Annotated in this window: 13 protein-coding genes; 9 read left to right on the top strand and 4 right to left on the bottom strand. The window is 59.6% G+C overall.

All coding sequences use genetic code 11. The features are described 5' to 3' along the window. Window positions 1–9: 9 nt before the first annotated feature. Together N805_RS29040 and N805_RS29035 are read left to right on the top strand one after the other, a co-directional pair. Window positions 10–1,239: a hypothetical protein gene (locus N805_RS29040; RefSeq protein WP_019473490.1), complete on the top strand. Its 1,230-nt coding sequence runs from the start codon at window positions 10–12 to the stop codon at window positions 1,237–1,239. A 114-nt stretch (window positions 1,240–1,353) separates the two neighbouring features. Next, window positions 1,354–1,824 (top strand): DUF4265 domain-containing protein, encoded by a 471-nt coding sequence (locus N805_RS29035; RefSeq protein WP_019473489.1) that lies wholly within the window; start codon window positions 1,354–1,356, stop codon window positions 1,822–1,824. A 3-nt stretch (window positions 1,825–1,827) separates the two neighbouring features. On the opposite strand, the gene N805_RS29030 is transcribed toward N805_RS29035, so the two are convergent. Together N805_RS29030 and N805_RS30655 are read right to left on the bottom strand one after the other, a co-directional pair. Further along, entirely contained in the window at window positions 1,828–2,709 is an 882-nt protein-coding gene (locus N805_RS29030; protein ID WP_019473488.1) for a DMT family transporter, read from the bottom strand. Window positions 2,710–2,825: 116 nt separating this feature from the next. Beyond that, window positions 2,826–3,008 carry a hypothetical protein gene (locus N805_RS30655; protein ID WP_155412715.1) on the bottom strand — a complete coding sequence of 61 codons (183 nt, stop codon included), beginning with the start codon at window positions 3,006–3,008 and terminating at the stop codon, window positions 2,826–2,828. A gap of 325 nt (window positions 3,009–3,333) precedes the next feature. Between N805_RS30655 and N805_RS29025 the strand changes: the two genes are divergently transcribed. From N805_RS29025 to N805_RS29005, 4 genes are all read left to right on the top strand, one after another. Next, complete coding sequence (locus N805_RS29025; RefSeq protein WP_019473487.1) at window positions 3,334–4,647, top strand: DUF2599 domain-containing protein; 1,314 nt, start codon at window positions 3,334–3,336, stop codon at window positions 4,645–4,647. A gap of 65 nt (window positions 4,648–4,712) precedes the next feature. After that, complete coding sequence (locus N805_RS30650) at window positions 4,713–6,014, top strand: hypothetical protein (protein WP_155412714.1); 1,302 nt, start codon at window positions 4,713–4,715, stop codon at window positions 6,012–6,014. 123 nt (window positions 6,015–6,137) lie between these two features. Continuing rightward, window positions 6,138–10,031 (top strand): RCC1 domain-containing protein, encoded by a 3,894-nt coding sequence (locus tag N805_RS29440; protein WP_050551691.1) that lies wholly within the window; start codon window positions 6,138–6,140, stop codon window positions 10,029–10,031. Window positions 10,032–10,095: 64 nt separating this feature from the next. Beyond that, window positions 10,096–10,953: an Ig-like domain-containing protein gene (locus N805_RS29005; protein ID WP_019473483.1), complete on the top strand. Its 858-nt coding sequence runs from the start codon at window positions 10,096–10,098 to the stop codon at window positions 10,951–10,953. A gap of 157 nt (window positions 10,954–11,110) precedes the next feature. On the opposite strand, the gene N805_RS29000 is transcribed toward N805_RS29005, so the two are convergent. After that, window positions 11,111–12,046 (bottom strand): aspartyl/asparaginyl beta-hydroxylase domain-containing protein, encoded by a 936-nt coding sequence (locus N805_RS29000; RefSeq protein ID WP_019473482.1) that lies wholly within the window; start codon window positions 12,044–12,046, stop codon window positions 11,111–11,113. Window positions 12,047–12,219: 173 nt separating this feature from the next. Then, entirely contained in the window at window positions 12,220–13,194 is a 975-nt protein-coding gene (gene cysK, locus N805_RS28995) for a cysteine synthase A (RefSeq protein ID WP_019473481.1), read from the bottom strand. Between the two features lie 133 nt (window positions 13,195–13,327). Here cysK and N805_RS28990 point away from each other — a divergent pair, with 133 nt between their 5' ends. The 3 genes from N805_RS28990 to N805_RS28980 all read left to right on the top strand — a co-directional run bounded on the left by N805_RS28990 (window position 13,328) and on the right by N805_RS28980 (window position 16,668). Then, window positions 13,328–14,401 (top strand): DUF748 domain-containing protein, encoded by a 1,074-nt coding sequence (locus tag N805_RS28990; RefSeq protein ID WP_019473480.1) that lies wholly within the window; start codon window positions 13,328–13,330, stop codon window positions 14,399–14,401. A 229-nt stretch (window positions 14,402–14,630) separates the two neighbouring features. Next, entirely contained in the window at window positions 14,631–15,476 is an 846-nt protein-coding gene (locus tag N805_RS28985; RefSeq protein ID WP_003254658.1) for an AAA family ATPase, read from the top strand. Window positions 15,477–15,489: 13 nt separating this feature from the next. After that, window positions 15,490–16,668, top strand: coding sequence for a vWA domain-containing protein (locus tag N805_RS28980; protein WP_019473479.1), 1,179 nt, complete (start codon window positions 15,490–15,492; stop codon window positions 16,666–16,668). Window positions 16,669–16,781 lie beyond the last annotated feature (113 nt).

The raw sequence follows: 16,781 nt of genomic DNA, 5'->3' as shown, positions 1-16,781 counted from the left end.
GGGCATGGCATGAAAAGATATGTAATAAGCCTCGGTCTGATTATCAGCAGTTGCGCAAGCCTGGCCTCCGAACCCGGCCCCGCCGCCCCGGACCAGCCACCCAGCGCGAAAAAGCCCTTCCCGCACATTGCCTGGCGCAGCGACGACGGCCAGAGCAGCCTGGACATCGGCGGCGCCCTGCGTATCAACTACCGCGACGAACACTGGGACACCACGGAAAACAACGGCCGCTTCCTGTTCGACACCTTTCGCATCGATGTGCAGGCCAGCCACCGCCAGCTGTTCAGCGATGTCGGCTACTGGTTCCAGGACGACGGCAAGCGCTCTATCGACCGCGGCTACATCGGCTACCGCTTCAACCCACAAGCCAACTTGCAACTTGGCGCACCGTTCAAGCCGTTCGGCCTGGAGCCCTACCCACAGTTTGGCTGGAGCTATCACATCCCGTTCTTCATGGGCTACGGCGTCAGCGCTGGCACGGGCCTGAAATACAGCTACAAGGATGCGCAGTGGGACCTGCAACTGGGCTACTTCCCGCGCATGCTGCCCTCAAGCCTGCGCTATTCGCCGGAGGTTGGCCGCTACGCCGACCTCGACGACAATGCCGTACCGTTCACCCAATCGCGCCAGGACAACGAGAAACGCAACCAGATCAACGCCCGTGTCGCCCGCACCTTCACAGGCGACGGCTGGAAGACCGAACTGGGCGCTTCGCTGGCCGCTGCCGAACTGTACAACGCCACCACCCATGACGATGGCGATTACTGGGCAGGCGGCGTGCACGCGCTGTTCAACAAAGGCCCCTGGACTTTGACGGGCCAGGCGATCCGCTATGAATACAACCCGAAAAACCCGGCCGGCGTCAGTGACAGCGCAGTGCTGATGGGTGGCAATGGCCTGACCCCGGCTTACCTGATCGCCTCCAAGGCGAGCATTGCCGCAGTCAACCTTGGCTATGACGTATTCACCCCGAAGCTTGGGCAGTTGAAGAAGATAAAGTTCTACACCGACTACAGCCGGATGATGAAGGATGAGCACGGCTGGGACGACTCGCAGATGTTCACCGTCGGCGCGCAGTTCCTGGCCATGCCGATCATGGCTTGGGTCGACCTGACCTGGGCGCGCAATGCCAACCCGTTTGGTGGCGCCGAGAATGGCACCGGGTGGACCAGCACCAACTCGGTGGGCAGCAATGACTGGTATTACCGGACCAACATCAACATCGGCTATTACTTCTGAAACGTTGCGCTTTCTGCACCCGGCCCCTTCGTCGGCAAGCCGGCGGTGAGGCCTGGTGCAGACAACGCTGGCAAACGGCATTACGATAGGCAGCCCTCCTGACTCGTCACGCCCATGCCCCCCGAGCAAAACTCAGCTTACAAGATCGTGCTCTGGCGCCTGGAGCAGGATGCCCAAGGCTACCCACCCGCTTCGGTCGAAGGGCTCTGGGCAAAACCCACGGCAACCGGTTACCAGGTCGACAGCATCCCCTTCTATGCCTACGGCATCGCGCCCGGCGATACCATCTGCATTCGCGAAGACGGCGAACAATCCTGGTTCGAGGCCCTGCTGCAAAGCGGCGGCGCTTCGGTGTTCCGCGTTCTTGTGAAAGCCGCAGGCGACCTGGAGCAGGTGTGCATAGCACTCGAGGATTTCGGCTGCCCATGCGAAGTCGAGAAGGCCGTGAGAATGCTGGCTGTCGAAGTCCCGCCAGCGCGTTCGCTCGACACCCTGCTCTACTACCTGCTCACCCAGCGCGAAGCCGGCCTGCTGGACTTCGAGGAAGGCGTGCTACGCCACGCCATCCCCGAAGAATTCCGCTAGGGCCTACGCCTGGGCAAGGCGCGCGGCGGGCTTGCGAAACACGAACAGCAGGCCTACCACGATCAACCCCATGCCCAGCAGGCTGAGCGGTGCCAGGCGGTTGCCGAAGATCAGGAAGTCCATCACCGCAGTGACTGCCGGCACCAGGTAGAACAGGCTGGTGACATTGACCAGGTTACCCTTGGCGATCAGCCGGTACAGCAGCAAGGTCGCCAGCAATGAAACCACCAGGCCCATCCACAGCAACGCGCCGACAAAGCCGCCGGTCCACTCGACATGCAGCGGTTGTAACGGTGCGAACACCGCGCACATGGCAAAGCCGGCGAGGTACTGCAGCGGCAGCGTGCCCATGGGGTTATCGGTGATGCGTTTCTGCAGGATCGAGCCCACGGTCATGCTGGCCAGCGCAAGCAGGGCAAACAGCATCCCCGCCAGCGACACCCCGCCCAGGTTGATGCCTTGGTACACCACCATGATCAACCCGCCCAGCCCCAGACCCAGGCCGAACAGACGGCTCCAGGAACGTTGGCGCTCCATCAGCACCACGGTAAGGATCGGTTGTACCCCCATGACCGTGGCCATGACGCCAGGGGTGACATGGGTGTTGAGCGCCAGCAAGTAGAAGATCTGGTACGCGCCGAGCAGCACACACCCGGTACCCAGGGCGCGCAGGATGGCCCCGCGGCTGCGCGGCCAGCGCAGCCCCAGCAGCGGGCCGATCAGCAGCAGGCCCGCGAGGGCCAATGCCGAGCGCAACAGCAGGAAGGCGAACGGGCTGGCATGCGCCAGGCCCAGCTTGGAGACGATCGCCCCGCTGCTCCACAGCAGGACGAACAGGCTGGTCGTGGCCGCCGAGGCCACGGATGCTTTGGTAAAGACAGACATGTATTGCCACCTGATAGTAGGCAGAAAAGCCAAACGGACGGCGTGCGCTTCAGCGAGGGAAGTAGCCGACCGTGTTCAGTAGGTTGCGTGTGCGAAGGGGTTCGGCAAGAAGCCGATCAGCCCAGCACGACCACGCAAGGAGGCGGAGCTACGCCGCCTACAACGCCACTGACAGGTGGTGGGTAATGACTGATCATGGCCGGCTGCTGGCTGCCACGCACGACCATGCCCGCGACTGGCGCGAGGGCAAAGCTTGTGGTGGAAGGGATGGCTGGCATTACCGGATCTTCAAAAGACATGAACGAACTCGACTATAGCCCGGCGCTTAGCGGCTGACAATCGCTGCCTGATTTTTCGTAGAACGGCTTGCCTGGAACATCTCGCGCTACAGGACGGCGGTACTACTTCTCTTCCTTTCACAGTGCATAGCAAAGCAGCCTGAGACCCAGGCTTTGCTCGCCGAACCTTATGTCATTGATTGAGTGACCATCACCCATTGAATTCCAGGCTCATTTATTAAGTGCAATCAACGAGCGCGAAAAACTAGCATTTTTGCCAGTTGTTGCAGGTACAGCGCACTCCTAGCATGGGCCTCAGTTGTAGAAAACAGGGAAGGAAGCCACCATGAAAGACATAAAGACGGGGTTCGCCTCGGCCGTTATAGTGCCTCTGTTTTTCTTTACCACAGTTGTTGATGCTGCAACATGCGAAGGTGTTGTCAAGGAAATTGATAAATGGTACTCCGACACAAGCTCGACTTGCGGTATAGACCCGGCAGCCGACTGCAGTGGCGTCATGTTAAGGGCCACTCATCGATGGGATGAAAGGTCGGGCAACCCTGAAAAAATCCCCGCGCCCACGGATCCACTGAAATACCACGTTTGGAATCCCAGCCCCGCATCTGTGGAATCCGGAGGCGTGTCGGTGTCCTGGATACGGAGTGACCGTATCGCCTATAAAGATCCGGGCATGAGAGCAAATAACGGGATCATCTTTACGCCACGCCAATTCGTTAACGATAGAGAAAAGAAATTGAATGTGGTCTGTGCGTTTCCAATCGACGCCTGGACAGACACCCGCAGTGGTAGAGGTTGCCTGGATAATTCAACCACTGTAGAAGCGGAAGACAGCTGCCAGGCGCTGGGGGTCAACAGTGCTACGAATTGGACCCAACACTACAATTCATTGAACGCCAATAGCCTCTATGAACGGCACAGAAAGCAATGCGGCTTCAGCCTGCACAAGGACCTGACACGTGCACAACGGACGCAGGCGTTTCAACAATTCATTGCTGCGCGCCAAGCAATCGCCGACACCGCAGAGGCGAAAGAGACACAGACAGAGTTGCGCATTGCGACCTGGGAAAATGACAAAGTTCCAGTAGCAGCATTTTTCTATAGCGCCCAAACTGGAAAAAAGCAAGCAATGAAAAACCAGTTTGATTATTACCAGCACACCGGACAATGGGTGCCGGCAATTAAAATGGAATTCCCGCAGGACGCCAATAGCAAAGCGAATTTCTCCTGCGAGGCTGACGCGCAACATCGAGACCTGCCGCGACCGATCAACAAGACTTCTCCCGCAGGCTACATTCAGAGCGCAACGTGGATCCAGCGTGATGGCGATCCTCATTTGGGCAATGGTGTCTGGACGCTATCGGTTACCCCCACGGCGCATGCACGCACCATTGGAGCGGATGAAACCGAAGCCATGTATGCAGAACTGCTGAGAAAATATGGTGATGACCCACGCTGGAGCGGTGACAAGTATGGTGGCGGCATGCGCAGGCAACTGGTCTGTCATTTGACCGGCGCGGACAACGGTCGCCAAATACGAAATAAACCAACATTTAACATGGAGCCGGTGCGACCCGACGCCAGCCATCAGCAATCTATAGCTGAAGGGTGCAATGTTTGGCCGGCAGTCCCCTACCTGTAATAAATGCTGCAGTAACGCATTACGCCGGTAATCAACATCTCACTACACGCGCCAAGGAGTCGACAATGAGTCCTGTATTGCTGCGAACCTGCGGCTTAGCTTTGCTATGCCTGTTCACGCTTGACAGTTGGGCCATGAGTGGTGCCGAAACCGCTGATGCGCTCAATCTACGCCTGGCCGATACACCCGAGCAATGCGCGGCCAATCAACCTGATTATGCCTGCAGCGGGGTACTGGCCCGCCCTTTGGCGCAAACTCATGCGCAAAATTTCTGGGAACACGATGCGGCAGCCAACCAGCGGGGCAGTGAACAATTCAACTACCTGCGCAGTGATCTGCCCGCTGCACCGCTGCAGGAGAAAACCGGCTTTATCCTGATGAATCGTTTTGAAGCGATGGCTCAGGAAAAAGAATATGACGTGCATGCAAGACCGCAACCGGACACCGTAGAGGTGAGTAACTGGGATGCTACGGTGCCAGGGAAAGTAGCTATCCAGGCGTTGTATTACCGGTTGGGTGCACCGGGCGCATTATGGCGTGGGCAAAGGCACCAACTGGCGTGGTACCAGGCAACAGGGGAATGGCTACCGCTACTTCGCTATTTGCCGGACGACACGCTGACGCCATTCGGCTTCGCGCAACAAGAGCAGTTATTTGAAGGCTATGAAGTGGCATCACGCATCAATGCGCGCTTCGCTGATACAGCCCCCACCTGTGACGATGGTACAAGCCGCTATAACTGCAATGGGGTGTGGGTTCGTGGGACTGGTCTGGGGAATTTCAGGGCATGGAATCCGAGCCCTTCTTCGATCAGGGGAAACGGGATATCTTTTAGCTACTTTGCCGCCGACATGAATGTCGCTCGCGCCGCGTACCCCCAGGGTTTAATAATGTTACCCTCTGGGACCCCGACGCCACAACGGGTCTCATTACGCTGTATTTACCCCTACAATAACTTCACTGGTGGCTCGGCAGATATGTGTACATTTACGGGTACTTGCGCCGCCATGGGAGTGGCAACTGCTCAACAATGGCTGAATAGGTATCGTAACAGTATTGGCTCATCGTGTGCTTTCGGTACAGACGCTTCCTCATTTCAAACCATCGTCGATATCAAGACGAACATACCCGCGGCTGGCGCCTGGAATGAAGCGATCATGGCAGCCTGGCCCAGCAATGTTCCTGCCAGCCTTCCATTGGAAGCCTTTTTCTCCAGATTGGGTGAGGGCGTGGAAGGCGGAAGGCGTTATCAGCGTGAATACCATGCAGATACCGGCACTGGGTATCTGCCACTGCTACGTTTGGATGGGGCGGCTCCAAACGGGAAGTTGGTTACCTATCGGCCTGAAGATCAGCACTTCGAATAGAACCTCCAATAGGCTAGTGCTTAGTCTTTCAATGATGGACAGTGCGCACAAATGCGTCGATCCCTTGCAAGTCGACGCCACCCCTACATTAAACATCTCATGCATCGACTGAGGAGTATGGTCATGGCTAATACGACTGCCGGAAATGGCCTCCAAACGGATATTGATGATTTCATCGAGTATCTGAATGAACTCGACCCCAACAACGTGACTGCAGGAACTCTGGGCCATATTTACATTCCGGACGCTGTGCGACCGCTCAAGACCAGGGGCGCAGAAGTGGGTGTCAGTGGTGATCTGATAAACGAAGGCAGTGCCGGCCTGCCGGTGGTCGTCCAGGCGTATCCCAACATGCAGGTGGACGATGTCATCAAGGTCTATTGGAGTGATGATCTGGTCTGGACTCACCGGGTCCGTCAAGGCCAGACCGGCGTTCCCCTGACGCTGAATATCCCGCCCGAAGATATACCGGAGGGCATCACCGAACTGTATTACAGCGTGACGCCCACAGGCACCGATAGCGAAGAACAGTCCGCACGCCTGAACGTGCTGGTGCGGTTCAATTATCCGGGTGAAGATGCCGCCAATATGGATGAGCTGGCGGCGCCCCAGGTGTCCCATACCACGATCGAGTTGGACAGCACGAACGTAAAAGTAACTATTCCGGCCTACGCCAAGATGCGCCGATACGACCGCATACACCTGAGCTGGTCGGGCCACGTGCTTGAGCACGAGGTCAAGCGCAACGAAGTAGGCAGAGCGGTTGTAATCGACATTCCCCAGGATGCGGTGAATGGAACCTCGGATGCAAACGTGGAAATCAGCTATTACGTAGTTGACGAGGTGGGTAACGAATCCGCTGACTGGTCAGCCGATACGGTCATCCCGAACGGTCAGGCAACAGGGTTGCCAGCGCCCTTCGTGATTGATCCGCAAACGGCAAGAAACGTCCTGCGCCTGAGGCCCGGCGAGCCTGGCAGTAGCGGGCTCAGTGTGGAGATAGACCCACCAGCACAGGGCTTTGCGCTGGGTGCGCAGGTCCACGTGACCTGGACTGCAGAGACCGCACAAGGCGTGATCACCCTGGTCGACCTGGGCACACAGGTGGTGGTGCGGCCCAACCGTACGTTGGTATTCGACCTGCCTGCCGAGCACCTGCAGCCGTTATGGGGCGGGCGTGGGACGGCCAGCTACGAAGTCATTCAGGGCAGCCAGGTGGAGCACTCCAAGCGCACCCGGGTCAACTTCGTCGGCGCTCCACTGCGGTTGCCACCGCCTCAGCTCAACGGCATCAGCCAAGGCTATGTGGATGCCGACCTGGACCCAGTCATCGTGGTGATTCCAGCAACCGCGCAACTGCAGGCCAACGATACAGTCATCCTGACATGGCGCGGTAAGCGGCCAGACACCACACTGCTGCTGGAACAGCCCGCTGCGTTGCGTATCAGCAATGCCCGGGCCGGGCAGGATGTAGTGTTCCGGATCGACGCGGCAAGGGCGCTGTTGCCGCTGGATGGCGGTACGCTGGAAATTTTCTACACCGTGACCCGAGGCAACGCGCAACTCCCGTCTGAGACGGCTTTACTGGATGTCGGTGAAACGCCAGAAACCCTGGCGCCGCCATCACTCGATCCAGACCCCGCAAATGGCGTGCTGGACCCGTCACTGCCGGAATATGCCGCAGGCGTCGATCTGGTGGTAACGCTACCCGGTACAGTCACCGTACCCTATGATGTGGAAATCGAATGGAGCACATCCAGCGGCGGGGTCTACCACGACACTCAAAGCGTCACTGACGCGGACGCTACTAGCATAAGGTTTCAGATTCCGCCGGCGCAGCTCGTTGGAGGCCTGACCCAGACCGAGGACGTGACAGCATACTACCGCATCGTACGGCCCGCCCAACCCGACCAGATCTCGTACGATCTCGATCTGGTGCTGGGCGAACAACCGCAGTTGGACCTGGCTCTGCCGACCGTCAATGAGCTGCAACAGAGCACGCTCGACCCTTCCACCCTCGCCCATGGCGCAACAGTGACCATTCCGGCGTCCGCGGGCCTCGCTGCCGGTGACAAGGTGGTGGTCTACTGGGATGGCGATCACGCGAACAGTGTGACCGAGGTACATGACTCAGTCGCCCGCGGAGAGGAAGGCCAGTCGCGCACCTTGCCGATTGACCTGACGTATGTACTTGCCAGTGAAAATGGCGAAGTTGATGTTCAGTATGAAATTATCCGCTTCGATCACAACCGCCCTTCGGACTGGTCGGGCGTGGTCAGCTTTCGGGTGCAACGCGGTCCTTTGCCGTTGCCCGTGATCAATGAGGCGGTGCAAGACAATATCAACCCGTTCGACCTCAACGGCCAGGCGACGGTCGTCATTGCCGCTGCTGCGAAGCTGGCCATTGGCGATGAAGTGGTGGTGCAGCTGGTAGGGCTGGTTTCAAATCATGTGGAAACCATCACTCACATCGTGAAAGCGGGCGAGGAAGGTAAAGCCTTGCACGTGGTGGTCCGGACCGACGTCGTCACCGCCAACCTCAATCAAGGCTTGAAGCTCAGTTACCGCATCAAACGCATCCTGGATGGTCGGGTGGAACAATCAGCCGAGCGACTGTACTCGGTCAACCAGGAGGTCAGTGCTGCACCGTTGCGGGTCATGGGCGCGCGCTACAACGTCGATGGAAGGGCGGACATCACACCCCCACGCCGGCTGACTGCGGTCCATGCGTCGGAATCGGTGCCGGTGCTTGCCGAATGGCGCTACAGCGGAGATGCCAATTGGACCCCGGGGCAGACTTGGCGCGATACGCAACCTGAACGGATGCTCGAGGTCCGCACCCACGCCAGCAGCGTAGTGCTTAACGTCGCAAACGTGCTGGGCAATAAAAATGGCTTCACAGCCCTGATCGACACATCGACCCCGGGCGCCTACAGCCTTCATTCCTGGGGGAGCATAGCTGTTGCACCAGGGCTCGATGACGTCGTCGATCTTTCCGTCAATGGCTTGGCAATGGCAGCCAGGGGGCTCAATGGTGCGATTACTTGCTGGGGACACACGAGTCACGGCGGCACCATGAGGCCTGAGGACATCGGCAGGCGGGACTTCATCAAGGTGCGCTCCAACTACTCTGCGTTCGTCGCGTTGTATGGCAGTGATTCTGGCGAACGTCGCCTGACCGGCTGGGGACAGCTGGCGTACGGCGCGAGAATTCCGCAACACATTCTTGACCTGCGCGATGTGAATGACGTAGCCGCTAGTTACTATGCTTTTGCAGCATTACGCGATAATGGCCGCGTGGCTTGCTGGGGGCATGCCAGTTATGGCGCTGTTCTTCCCCAAGCCTACGAGACATTTGACGATGTGGTCGAAGTCCGAGGCAGTAGCAGCGGCTTCATTGCCCGGCGAGTGACATCGGATGGGCGCAAGAAAGTGTTCTCCTGGGGTAACGAATCCGGCGCTGGCAACATGCCCGCCGCCATCCAGCAGCGGGAGGATATCGAGTCGATCGAAGCGCATGGCAGTTATGCATACTGCCTGTTGACCAGCCAGGGTCAGGTCCTGGCGTTCGGACACGTAAACCACGGCGGTAGTGTACCTGCCGAAATAGCCAGGCTGACCGACATTGTAGAAGTGACGGCCACAGCGTCCGCCTTCTGTGCTCGCCGTAGAAATGGCCACATTGTAGCGTGGGGGCTCGCGGCCAGCGGGGGCAGCCTTCCAGCCGACATCGCCAGGCGTGCAGATGTGCTTCAGGTCGCCGCTAGCGGGGGGGCATTCGCGGCCCTGTTTGCCGACGGCTCGGTCAGAAGCTGGGGCAATGCAGCGTCTGGTGGCAACTCAAGTGCTATCACGGGGCAGTTGGTCAACGTCAGGGCTATCTATTCCAACTACTACGCGTTCACCGCCCTGACCGACGATGGCAGGGTTTTGACCTGGGGCGACAGCAGTTATGGCGGTAACAGCCTGTCTTCACAGCCCAAGCTGGTGCAGAAGCTGCGCGCTCAACGTAACTGACAGCGCCTAACAACAGGGCCGGCGCTTCAAAGAAAGCGCCGCAGCCTCAACAGGAGACAACCGCATGAGCAACCTTAACGCGCCAAGTTCCCAACACACCGTCGCCGGCTGGCTGGACCCTGACCGGTTGCCGCCGCTGGGCGTTGCGATCGACATCCAGCTCGACGCTATGTATGCAGGCGAAGAGCTCACCGTAGTGTTGGCCAAAGCAGATGGGACGCAACTGGCAAGCAAAAGCCTGCCGGTCAACCATAACGACCAGGCCATCACCCTGCGCTTTGCCAACCAGTATTTCACCACGGGCAGCGGTAAGCTGCAGGTCTATTACACGGTAGGCGAAGATGGCCCAAGTGCGCCCTTGGACTTCGACATCAGTGAGGGCTTTTCCGGTGACCATGTGGTGGATCTTTCAGCCCAGCGTTTGCCGGTTTTCTATCACAATGGGGTGATCAAACTGCCCCAGAACCTTCCCGCCCAAATGCATTTTGCCCGGCCGCTGACGGGCGCCACTGGCTACACGAGCAGTAACGCGAGCGTCGCGACAGTAGACAGCACGGGCAATGTCAGCGTGTTGCGCAATGGGAACACCACCATCACCGCAACCCTGGCCGATGGCGCCACGCAGCAGTACGTGTTGCGCGTAACCGGCCTTGTGGGGCTTGAAATGCTCGCTAGCAGTGCGACCTTTAGCGGTGCTGAGAGACTGTGCAGGGGGCTGGGTATGCGTGTACCGAGTCAGTCCGACTTTGCGTTGTTCAATAGCACTTACGGCAGCCAGATGAAGCAGTGGTTACCTAATCTGGCCATCTGGGGGCAGGCCATCGGTGCAGGTACCGCTTGGACCTTCCACCCACATACTGCCGTGATCACGGGCGAATCGACCGCCGCAAGCGCCCTGCGCCAAGTAGCGGGAATGAGCTGAAGCATGCTGGCAGGCCGGCGCCGATGCAGGCGCGCCGGCCAGAAGGAAACGGTCGACGATGCTCTGGCTCCATCAGCAATCGTCGAGGTCCCGTTGCAAGGCTTAGTCGTTGAACACTCAGCCGGAACAACGGGGCACTACGCCCCTGAAACCAGACTCAGAACAACCAGCGATAAAGCAAATAAGCCACCACCACCGCCAGCACCGGCCGCAGCACGCGGTAGGCCTTTGGGTTGGCACGCTTGAACTGCTTCATGTGGGTGCTGATTTTATTGCTGAACCGCTTGCTCCAGGCATACGCCTGGTTGATGCCGCCCACGCGCTCGTCGTCGGTGTTCTGCGGCGCGGTGGCGCGGCCGAGGACGGCACTGACCTGGCGGTTGATGCGGGTCATCAGCGAGCTGCTGAGCGGGCGCTCGATGTCACAGAACAGGATCACCCGGGTAACGTCGGTCTCGTTCTTGACCCAGTGCACGTAAGTTTCGTCAAACATCACGTCCTCGCCGTCACGCCAGGCGTATTCCTGGCCATCGACGTAGATGCGGCAAGCATCGGAGTTCGGCGTGGACAGGCCCAGGTGGTAGCGCAGCGAGCCTGCGAACGGGTCGCGGTGCGGGTTCAGGTGGCTGCCGCCGGGCAGCAGCGCAAACATCGCGCCCTTGACGTTGGGGATGCTGCTGACCAGCTCGACAGTGCGCGGGCACAGGGCTTCAGCCGAAGGCAGCGGTTTGTCGTACCACTTCAGGTAAAAACGCTTCCAGCCTTTCTTGAAGAACGAACCGAAGCCGGCGTCATTGTCCTTCTCGGCGGCGCGGATGTAGCCCTCGTCGAACAGGCGCATGGCCTCTTCGCGGATTTCCTGCCAGTTGTCTTTCAACACGTCCAGTTCAGGGAAGCGCTGACGGTCCAGGTAGGGCTTGGACGGCACACCGGAAAACAGGTACATCAAGGCGTTGTACGGGGCAAACAGCGCCGAATGGTTGACGAACTGGCGCAACACCGGCAGGCGGGCTTTGCCGCGCAGGTGCACGAACAGCACGCTGCCGAAAAACACCAGCAAGACGCCCGCCTTGGCTGCAAAGGAAAAGGTCATGCTTTCACTCCTTGGGGAAGAGCCAGGGCTGCGCCACCTGCTCTCCTGAAAATCATCCTGCCATCATAAACCGATCCCGCCGCGGTAAAAACAACCCGGGCGGGATCGCATTCATGAAGATTTTGCAATAAACCAGGCCGCCGATTGTTGCGCAGGGTCAGCGGCAAGGCCGATTACTGCTGGTTTTCCTGCTCGCTGAACATGTCGCTGAACAACATGCTCGACAGGTAACGCTCGCCCGAATCGGGCAGGATTACGACGATGGTCTTACCCTGCATTTCCGGTTTTTCGGCCAGGCGCACGGCGGCGGCCATTGCCGCACCACAGGAAATCCCGCAAAGAATGCCCTCTTCCTGCATCAGGCGGATGGCCATGACCTTGGACTCTTCGTCGGTCACCGTTTCGACCTGGTCGACAATCGACAGGTCGAGGTTTTTTGGCACGAAGCCGGCGCCGATGCCCTGGATCTTGTGCGGGCTGGGCTTGAGTTCCTCGCCGGCCAAGGTCTGGCTGATCAGCGGCGAAGCCACGGGCTCCACAGCCACCGACAAGATCGCCTTGCCCTGGGTGTGCTTGATGTAGCGCGACACGCCGGTGATGGTGCCGCCCGTGCCCACGCCCGCCACCAGTACGTCGACGGCGCCGTCGGTGTCGTTCCAGATTTCCGGGCCGGTGGTTTTTTCGTGGATGGCCGGGTTGGCCGGGTTTTCGAACTGGCCCGGCAGGAAATACTGGGCCGGGTCGGAGGCGACGATTTCGTTGGCCTTCTCGATGGCCCCTTTCATGCCTTTGGCCGGGTCGGTCAGCACCAGTTCGGCACCCAGCGCCTTCAGCACCTTGCGGCGCTCCAGGCTCATGGAGGCTGGCATGGTCAGCATCAGCTTGTAGCCCCGTGCGGCGGCGACGAAGGCCAGGCCGATACCGGTGTTGCCTGAGGTGGGCTCGACGATGGTCATGCCCGGCTTGAGCTTGCCGCTGCTCTCCGCGTCCCAGACCATGTTCGCGCCGATGCGGCATTTGACCGAATAACCCGGGTTGCGCCCTTCGATCTTGGCCAGGATGGTTACGCCACGCGGGGCGATGCGGTTGATCTGCACCAGCGGCGTGTTACCGATGGAATGGGCGTTGTCTGCAAAGATACGGCTCATGGCAGGAGTCCTTGGCATGAAAAACAGCGGGAAAGACCTAAAGGGTAAGCCCCGACCGGTGGCCCGTAAAGCCTGTTCGAACTCGGCTGGGCGTGTTGCGGTCAACCGCACATCCCGCCTTGGAGACGTCCCGATGAGAGCCCGTTATCGCTGGCCGCTGATCGGCCTGGGCAGCCTGGTCGTGCTGCTGGTGGCCCTGCACCTTGCCCTGCCCTACCTGGTGCGCAACTACCTGAACGAAAAACTGGCCGACATGGGCGATTACCGTGGCCAGGTGGCCGATGTGGACCTGGCCTGGTGGCGCGGCGCGTACCAGATCAACGGCCTGAAGATCGTCAAGACCAGCGGCAAGGTGCCGGTACCGTTTCTGGACGCGCCGCTGATCGACCTTTCGGTGAGCTGGCATTCGCTGTGGTACGACAAGGCCGTGGTGGCCGAGGTGACCTTCGTACGCCCGGAGCTGAACTTCGTCGACGGTGGCAGCAAGCAGGCGTCGCAGACCGGCCGGGGTACCGACTGGCGCCAGCAACTGGAAAAACTGCTGCCCATCACACTCAACGAAGTGCGTATCGACAACGGCGTGCTGACGTTCCGCAACTTCAACTCCAAGCCACCGGTCGACCTGAAGGCCACCCGGCTGAACGCCAACATTCGCAACCTGACCAATGTCCGTGACCCCAAAGGCCGTCGCGATGCGAGTTTTGAAGGCACTGCACTGATCGCGGGCGATGCGAAGGTAGAAAGCCGTGCCACGTTCGACCCGTTCAGTGATTTCGATGACTTCGAATTCAGGCTGCGCGCCACCGGCATCGAGCTGCGCAAACTGAACGACTTCGCCAGCGCCTATGGCAAATTCGACTTCAATGCCGGGCATGGGGACGTGGTGATCGAGGCGCAGGCGGAAAACGGTCGGCTTAACGGCTACATAAAGCCGCTGCTGCGTGACGTCGATGTATTCGACTGGCAACAGGACGTCGAGGAAAAGGACAAGGGCTTCTTCCGCTCGGTGTGGGAAGCGGTGGTGGGGGCGACCGAGACGGTGCTGAAGAACCAGCCGAAAAACCAGTTCGCCACCCGGGTGGAGCTCAGTGGCAGTGTGCGCAAGCAGGATATCAGCGCCTTTGAGGCGTTTTTGCAGATCCTGCGTAACGGGTTTATCCAGGCGTTCAATGCCCGCTACGAGCGAGGCGCGCCGGATTCCGACTGAGGCGGCGTGACGGGGCATTCAGGGACTGAATACCCGGTCTGCGTTTGCAGCCGCGTGGCCCCGCGTTATAGTCGGTAACAAATCAAATCATGTGTTGCCTGGGCCGGCCTATTCGCGGGTAAACCCGCTCCCACAGGGACCCCACAAATCTCTGGCCATATGGGGTTTCTGTGGGAGCGGGTTCACCCGCGAAAGGGCCGGTACAGGCTTACAGCAGAGGACAGACCCCATGAAGTTCGAAGGCACCCGCGACTACGTCGCCACAGACGACCTGAAACTGGCGGTAAACGCGGCCATCACCCTCGAACGCCCGCTGCTGGTCAAGGGCGAGCCCGGCACCGGCAAGACCATGCTCGCCGAACAGCTGGCGGCCTCGTTCGGCGCGCGGCTGATCACCTGGCACATCAAGTCCACCACCAAGGCCCACCAGGGCCTGTACGAGTACGACGCGGTCAGCCGCCTGCGTGACTCGCAACTGGGCGTGGACAAGGTGCACGATGTGCGCAACTACCTGAAAAAAGGCAAGCTGTGGGAGGCTTTCGAGGCCGATGAGCGGGTCATCCTGCTGATCGACGAAATCGACAAGGCCGACATCGAGTTCCCCAACGACCTGCTGCAAGAGTTGGACAAGATGGAGTTCTACGTCTACGAAATCGACGAGACCATCAAGGCCAAACAACGCCCGATCATCATCATTACCTCCAACAACGAAAAAGAGCTGCCGGACGCCTTCCTGCGCCGCTGCTTCTTCCACTACATCGCCTTCCCCGACCGCACCACGCTGCAGCAGATCGTCGACGTGCATTACCCGAACATCAGCCAGTCGCTGGTCAGCGAAGCGCTGGATGTGTTCTTCGACGTGCGCAAGGTGCCGGGCCTGAAGAAAAAACCGTCCACCTCCGAGCTGGTCGACTGGCTCAAGCTGCTGATGGCCGACAACATCGGTGAAGCCGTACTGCGCGAGCGCGATCCGACCAAGGCCATCCCGCCGCTGGCCGGCGCGTTGGTAAAAAACGAGCAAGACGTGCAGCTGCTGGAGCGCCTGGCCTTCATGAGCCGGCGCGGCAACCGCTGACAGGAGCCGGGCCATGCTGCTCAACCTGTTCAATGAAATGCGCGCGGCCAAGGTGCCGGTGTCGGTCCGCGAGTTGCTGGACCTGCACCAGGCCCTGCAAAAGCATGTGGTGTTCGCCGACATGGACGAATTCTACTACCTCGCACGCGCCATCCTGGTAAAGGACGAACGCCATTTCGACAAGTTCGACCGGGCCTTTGCGGCCTACTTCAAAGGCCTGGAAAACCTCGACCGGCACATCGAGGCGCTGATCCCCGAAGACTGGCTGCGCAAGGAGTTCGAGCGTTCGCTCACGGATGAAGAGCGTGCGCAGATCCAGTCCCTGGGTGGCCTGGACAAGCTGATCGAGGCATTCAAGAAACGCCTTGAGGAGCAAAAGGAACGCCACGCCGGCGGCAACAAGTGGATCGGTACCGGCGGTACCAGCCCGTTCGGCTCGGGTGGTTTCAACCCCGAAGGCATCCGCGTGGGCGAGGCAGGCAAACGCCAGGGCAAGGCGGTAAAGGTGTGGGACCAGCGCGAGTACAAGAACCTCGACGACCAGGTTGAACTGGGTACGCGCAACATCAAGCTGGCCCTGCGCCGGCTGCGCAAGTTCGCCCGTGAAGGCGCCGCCGAAGAGCTGGACATCAACGGCACCATCGACCATACCGCGCGGGACGCCGGCTTGCTGAACATCCAGATGCGCCCCGAGCGGCGCAACACGGTGAAGCTGCTGTTGCTGTTCGACATCGGCGGCTCGATGGACGCCCACATCAAGGTTTGCGAAGAGCTGTTCTCGGCCTGCAAGACCGAGTTCAAGCACCTGGAGTACTACTACTTCCACAACTGCGTGTACGAGTCGGTGTGGAAAAACAACCTGCGCCGCACCTCGGAGCGCTATTCCACCTTCGACCTGCTGCACAAGTATGGCGACGACTACAAAGTGGTGTTCGTCGGCGATGCGGCCATGGCGCCCTACGAAATCACCCAGCCGGGCGGCAGCGTGGAGCACTGGAACGAAGAGGCCGGGTATGTGTGGCTGCAGCGCTTCATGGAGAAATTCAAGAAGATCATCTGGATCAACCCGTACCCCAAGCAGGCCTGGGACTACACCGCTTCGACCCACCTGGTGCGGGACCTGATCGAGGACAAGATGTACCCGCTGACCTTGCAGGGGTTGGAAGAAGGGATGCGCTACCTGTCCAAGTGATGTTGCCGGTACCGGCCCTTTCGCGGGTAAACCCGCTCCCACAGGTACTCCACATTCCTCAACGGCTGTGTTGTACCTGTGGGAGCGGGTTTACCCGCGAAGAGGCCGGTAGC

It is taken from the genome of Pseudomonas putida S13.1.2 (genome assembly GCF_000498395.2).
GTDB lineage: Bacteria > Pseudomonadota > Gammaproteobacteria > Pseudomonadales > Pseudomonadaceae > Aquipseudomonas > Aquipseudomonas putida_Q.
This window is presented reverse-complemented; position numbering and strand designations above follow the sequence as displayed.

Coding starts and splice junctions, on each gene's coding strand:
- cysK (WP_019473481.1), bottom strand. CDS start 13,194: ATGAGCCGTATCTTTGCAGACAACGCCCATTCCATCGGTAACACGCCG.
- N805_RS30650 (WP_155412714.1), top strand. CDS start 4,713: ATGAGTCCTGTATTGCTGCGAACCTGCGGCTTAGCTTTGCTATGCCTG.
- N805_RS28980 (WP_019473479.1), top strand. CDS start 15,490: ATGCTGCTCAACCTGTTCAATGAAATGCGCGCGGCCAAGGTGCCGGTG.
- N805_RS29035 (WP_019473489.1), top strand. CDS start 1,354: ATGCCCCCCGAGCAAAACTCAGCTTACAAGATCGTGCTCTGGCGCCTG.
- N805_RS29005 (WP_019473483.1), top strand. CDS start 10,096: ATGAGCAACCTTAACGCGCCAAGTTCCCAACACACCGTCGCCGGCTGG.
- N805_RS29440 (WP_050551691.1), top strand. CDS start 6,138: ATGGCTAATACGACTGCCGGAAATGGCCTCCAAACGGATATTGATGAT.
- N805_RS28985 (WP_003254658.1), top strand. CDS start 14,631: ATGAAGTTCGAAGGCACCCGCGACTACGTCGCCACAGACGACCTGAAA.
- N805_RS29030 (WP_019473488.1), bottom strand. CDS start 2,709: ATGTCTGTCTTTACCAAAGCATCCGTGGCCTCGGCGGCCACGACCAGC.
- N805_RS30655 (WP_155412715.1), bottom strand. CDS start 3,008: ATGTCTTTTGAAGATCCGGTAATGCCAGCCATCCCTTCCACCACAAGC.
- N805_RS29000 (WP_019473482.1), bottom strand. CDS start 12,046: ATGACCTTTTCCTTTGCAGCCAAGGCGGGCGTCTTGCTGGTGTTTTTC.
- N805_RS29040 (WP_019473490.1), top strand. CDS start 10: ATGAAAAGATATGTAATAAGCCTCGGTCTGATTATCAGCAGTTGCGCA.
- N805_RS29025 (WP_019473487.1), top strand. CDS start 3,334: ATGAAAGACATAAAGACGGGGTTCGCCTCGGCCGTTATAGTGCCTCTG.
- N805_RS28990 (WP_019473480.1), top strand. CDS start 13,328: ATGAGAGCCCGTTATCGCTGGCCGCTGATCGGCCTGGGCAGCCTGGTC.